This window comes from Streptomyces sp. NPDC003327, assembly GCF_053589515.1.
In genome coordinates this window covers 1-4,175 of record NZ_JBSFSA010000089.1, presented here as the reverse complement: position 1 = coordinate 4,175, position 4,175 = coordinate 1, and the positions used below count along the sequence as shown (strand labels likewise).

The 4,175-nt window shown below is 75.4% G+C and carries 6 protein-coding genes; 4 read left to right on the top strand and 2 right to left on the bottom strand.

All coding sequences use genetic code 11. From position 1 onward, the window contains the following. The coding region (locus ACWDVG_RS31450; RefSeq protein ID WP_451704320.1) for a cytochrome P450 at positions 1–695 on the top strand (695 nt) is incomplete at its 5' end. Beyond that, positions 692–1,405, top strand: a complete 714-nt coding sequence (locus ACWDVG_RS31445) for a UdgX family uracil-DNA binding protein (RefSeq protein ID WP_451704319.1) — start codon at positions 692–694, stop codon at positions 1,403–1,405. The genes ACWDVG_RS31450 and ACWDVG_RS31445, both read left to right, overlap by 4 nt. 90 nt (positions 1,406–1,495) lie before the next feature. Here ACWDVG_RS31445 and ACWDVG_RS31440 read toward each other — a convergent pair whose 3' ends face one another. After that, positions 1,496–2,188, bottom strand: coding sequence for an HAD family hydrolase (locus ACWDVG_RS31440; RefSeq protein ID WP_451704317.1), 693 nt, complete (start codon positions 2,186–2,188; stop codon positions 1,496–1,498). After that, positions 2,185–2,937, bottom strand: coding sequence for a HemK2/MTQ2 family protein methyltransferase (locus ACWDVG_RS31435; RefSeq protein ID WP_451704315.1), 753 nt, complete (start codon positions 2,935–2,937; stop codon positions 2,185–2,187). Before ACWDVG_RS31435 ends, ACWDVG_RS31440 begins: the two co-directional genes overlap by 4 nt. A gap of 106 nt (positions 2,938–3,043) precedes the next feature. Here ACWDVG_RS31435 and ACWDVG_RS31430 point away from each other — a divergent pair, with 106 nt between their 5' ends. Both ACWDVG_RS31430 and ACWDVG_RS31425 read left to right on the top strand, forming a co-directional pair. Further along, positions 3,044–3,367 carry a plasmid stabilization protein gene (locus tag ACWDVG_RS31430; protein ID WP_451704313.1) on the top strand — a complete coding sequence of 108 codons (324 nt, stop codon included), beginning with the start codon at positions 3,044–3,046 and terminating at the stop codon, positions 3,365–3,367. A gap of 120 nt (positions 3,368–3,487) precedes the next feature. After that, positions 3,488–4,033, top strand: coding sequence for a type 1 glutamine amidotransferase domain-containing protein (locus tag ACWDVG_RS31425; RefSeq protein ID WP_451704321.1), 546 nt, complete (start codon positions 3,488–3,490; stop codon positions 4,031–4,033). Positions 4,034–4,175: the final 142 nt, after the last annotated feature.

Sequence of the window (4,175 nt, the reverse complement as noted above, 5' to 3'; positions counted from 1 at the left end):
GCGCGCGCGCCCCCCCCGCCGCCCCGGGCGGGCCCCGCACCCCGTTCGAGGCGGTCCTGGCCCACCGGGAGGCCGACGGGTCGCCGCTCGATCCCCGCACGGCCGCCGTCGAACTCCTCAACATTGTGCGGCCGACCGTCGCGATCAGCTGGTTCGCCACGTTCGCCGCGCACGCCATGAGCGGCAGTCCCGCCGTGCGCGACCGCCTGGCCGACGGTGACCCGGGCTTCGCGACCTCGTTCGCCCACGAGGTGCGCCGCTTCTATCCGTTCGTGCCCTTCGTCGGTGCCCTCGCCCCCGACGGCCTGGTCGTGGCCGGTGACCGCGTCCCGCGCGGCACGATGCTGCTGCTCGACGTGTACGGGCAGAACCACGATCCCGCGCTGTGGGACGAGCCGCTCCGCTTCGTGCCCGACCGCTTCCTCGGCAGGCCGCCCCACCGCGACACGCTGATCCCGCAGGGCGGCGGTCCGCGCGAAGGGCACCGCTGCCCCGGCGAGGACATCACCGTCGCGGTGCTCTCCGGGCTCGCCCGCGAACTCGCCCGCCTCGACTTCACGGTGCCGCCGCAGGACCTGCGCATCCCCCTGACCCGTGTGCCGACCCGGCCCCGGAGCGGGTTCCGCCTGGTCGTCGGTGCCGGGGCACGTGCCGGGGCCGGCGCCCCGCTCCGTACGAGAGAAGCCCACCGATGACCGGCACCGGGAGCGACGGCGGCGGGAGCGACGGCGGCGGTGGCCCGGTCCCCGAGCCGTACGACGCGACCCCCTTCCTGCCCGCGCGCGGCGGGCTCCCGGCGCACCGGAGGGCCGCCGCCGACTGCCGGGGCTGCCCGCTGCACCGGGACGCGACCGGCACCGTCTTCGGGCGCGGCGACCCGCACGCGCGGATGATGCTCGTCGGCGAGCAGCCGGGCGACCAGGAGGACCGCGAGGGCCTGGCCTTCGTGGGACCCGCGGGACGGCTGCTGTCCCGCGCGCTGCGCGACGCGGGGATCGACGAGGAGGGCCTGTATCTCACGAACGCCGTCAAGCACTTCAAGTTCACCCAGGAGGAGACCCGCAAGCGCCGGATCCACAAGTCGCCCAGCCTGCGCGAGGCGCTGGCCTGCCGGCCCTGGCTGACGGCCGAACTCCGGCTCGTCTCCCCCGCCTTGGTCGTCACGCTCGGCGCCACCGCGGGCCGCGCGCTCCTCGGCCCCTCGTTCCGCGTCGGCGCGGACCGGGGGGTGCCCGTTCCCCTCCCGGACTCCGGAGACGGGGAGGGCGGGGACGAGGGCGTGCGCGTCCTCGCGACGGTCCACCCGTCCGCCGTGCTGCGGGCCCGGGACCGGGACGGCATGTACGCCGGGCTCGTCGCCGACCTGCGGACGGCGGCGGACGCCCTCACGCGCTTGGGCCGCTGACGCCCGCTGACGCCACGTCGTCGGCTCGACGAACGAGACGTCGACGAACGCGGCGTCAGCGGACGGCGTCGCCGGTGGCCCGCGCCCCCGTCAGGACGGCGGGCGCGACAGGGGGCTGCCGTCGAGTTCGCGCAGCAGCGTCCCGGCGTCCTCGTACACCGCCGCGGCTCCGGCCTCCTCCAGTTCGCGGCGGGAGATCCCGCCGCTCAGCAGCGTCACGCAGGGCAGGCCCGCCCGGCCCGCGGCCTCCACGTCCCACACCGTGTCGCCGACGAAGACGGCCTGCTCCGGCTCGGCGCCCACGGCGGCGAGCGCGGCCTCGACGAGGTCCGGGGCCGGCTTGGTGGTGTCGACGTCGCCGCCGGTGGTGGCCGCCGCGATGACGTCGTCCGCGTCGAGCCGCCTGCGGACGGCCGCCACCTCGTCCTCCTGGGCGGAGGAGGCCAGGACCACCGTCCACCCGCGGGCGGCGACCGCCCGGAGCAGGTCGGCCGCGGCGTCGAAGGGGCGGAGCACCTCGTACCAGACCGAGTAGAGGCTGCCGTGGGCGTCGGCGATGGCGTCGTCCCGCCCGCGTGCGCGCTCCGCTCCGAGGACCGCGTCGAGGAGCCGGTCGGAGCCCATCCCGATCGCCCGGTGGATGCGGGCCATCGGCACGTCGTGGCCGTGCTGGCGCAGCGCCTGCCACCAGGCGAGCGTGTGGAGGTAGTTGGTGTCCACGAGGGTGCCGTCGACGTCGAACAGGGCGGCGCCGCGCGGTGTTCGTCCCTTCTCCGCGGTCATCCCGCCCTCCTCTCCGCCGTGGCCCGCTCGGGGTCGGGGCCGGGGTCCCGGGCGTAGCGGGAAGCGTCCGGGTCGTACTCGGGGGCGGAGTCCGGCGCGCGGTCCGGGTCGCGGACGGCGCGGATCACCACCAGCTCCTCGCTGCGCGCGCCGGGGCGGCAGAGCGCCCGCTGCTCGAACCAGGCGGCCCTGGCCCGCATGACGGGGCCGAAGGGCTGGGTGTGCCGGGCCGCGACCCGGGCGCGCAGGCCCCGGCGGGCCAGTGCGGCGAGGCTGGCGCCGACGTCGGCGAGCGAGGACTGGACGACCAGCATCACGCCGTCGGGGGCGAGAACGGTGGGAGCCGCGCGGCAGATCCGGTCCAGCAGCAGCCGTCCGTCGGGGCCCGCGTCCCAGGCCCGCTCCGGGCCGCTCGTCGGGGCGCCGGGCGCGGAGGCGGGTACGTAAGGCGGGTTGACGGTCACCAGGTCGAACCGCTCTCCCGCGACGGGGGCGACGAGGTCGCCTCGTACGACGCGGACGCGACAGCGGTGGAGGGCCGCGTTGAGCCGGGCCGTCGCGACGGACGCGCCGGAGATGTCGATCGCGGTCGCCTCGGCTCCCCTGCGCGCTGCCGCGACGGCCAGGATGCCGGTGCCGGTGCACAGGTCGAGCGTGCGCTGTCCCGGTTTCAGCTGCTCACGGGCCAGGCTCTCCAGGAGGAGCTCGGTGTCGCCCTGCGGTGCGTAGACGCCGGGCGGTCGGATCACTCTCAAGGCGTTCATTTCCGGCGGCTACCCCGACGCACGGGCATGAACCGGACCGAAGGGGGCAGCGGAGGGGAAAGGCCCCTTACCGCCGGAGAGGAGCAGCGGAATGCCGCGCGGATCGAGCCCTAAACGGGAACGTCAGTACGAGCACATCAAGGAGAGCGCCCTGGACCGCGGCGAGAGCGAGAAGCGCGCCGAGGAGATCGCGGCCCGCACCGTGAACAAGGAGCGTGCCCGCTCCGGGGAGTCGAAGACCGCGAGCAGGAGCTCCCTCGAGGACATGTCGTCCTCGCGACGCGGCGGCAAGCGGTCGCACAGCGGCTCGGAGGGCCCGACCTACGACCAGCTCTACGCGGAGGCCAAGCGGCGCAACGTGCACGGCAGGTCGCAGATGAACAAGGCGGAACTGAAGCGGTCCCTCGACAAGTGAGCAGGGGCCGACGTCCCCGCACGACATCGACCACCACACCGACCACGACACCGATCCGGGCCTGCCCTGGCGGCGGGCGCGGGAGACAGTGAGGAGCGAGCCATCGTGGCGCTCGACGGAATGAACGTCCTCGTTCTCACGACGAACTACGGGACGGAGCAGGACGAGATCACCAAGCCGATGGAGGCCCTGCGCGAGGCGGGCGCCCGGGTCACGGTCGCCGCTCAGCGCGACGAGCCGGTGCAGACCCTGGTCTCCGACCGGAAGCCGGGTGACGCGGTGCAGCCGGACACCACCCTGGCGGACGTCGCGGCGGACGCGTACGACGCCGTGATCGTGCCGGGCGGCACGCTCAACGCGGACACGCTGCGCACCGACACCGACGCGCAGCGCCTCGTCTCGGCCTTCGCGGACGCGGGGAAGCCGGTGGCGGCGGTGTGCCACGGGCCCTGGCTCCTGGTGGACAGCGGGATGGCCAAGGACCGCGAGCTCACGTCGTACCCCTCGCTCCGTCCCGACCTGGAGAACGCCGGGGGCAGTTGGGTGGACCGGGAAGTCGTCGTCGACACCTCCGGCGGCCACGCCCTCATCACCTCCCGCACCCCGGACGACCTCGACGCCTTCTCGGCGGCGATCGTCCGCGCCCTCGAAGACCGCGCGAACTGACCGGGCCGCGCGAACTGACCCCTTCGGACGTTGCGCGCCGCCGTGCGGCGGCGCGCTTCTCGACGCGTTCGACGCGTCTCCCGGACACGCCCCGGCCGGGACGCCACATCCGGCTCCCCCGCCGTGGCGGAGCGGCGCCCGG

What these genes read in the sequence shown, in the direction of transcription:
- ACWDVG_RS31445 (WP_451704319.1), top strand. Translation starts at nt 692, where the DNA reads ATGACCGGCACCGGGAGCGACGGCGGCGGGAGCGACGGCGGCGGTGGC.
- ACWDVG_RS31440 (WP_451704317.1), bottom strand. Translation starts at nt 2,188, where the DNA reads ATGACCGCGGAGAAGGGACGAACACCGCGCGGCGCCGCCCTGTTCGAC.
- ACWDVG_RS31430 (WP_451704313.1), top strand. Translation starts at nt 3,044, where the DNA reads ATGCCGCGCGGATCGAGCCCTAAACGGGAACGTCAGTACGAGCACATC.
- ACWDVG_RS31425 (WP_451704321.1), top strand. Translation starts at nt 3,488, where the DNA reads ATGAACGTCCTCGTTCTCACGACGAACTACGGGACGGAGCAGGACGAG.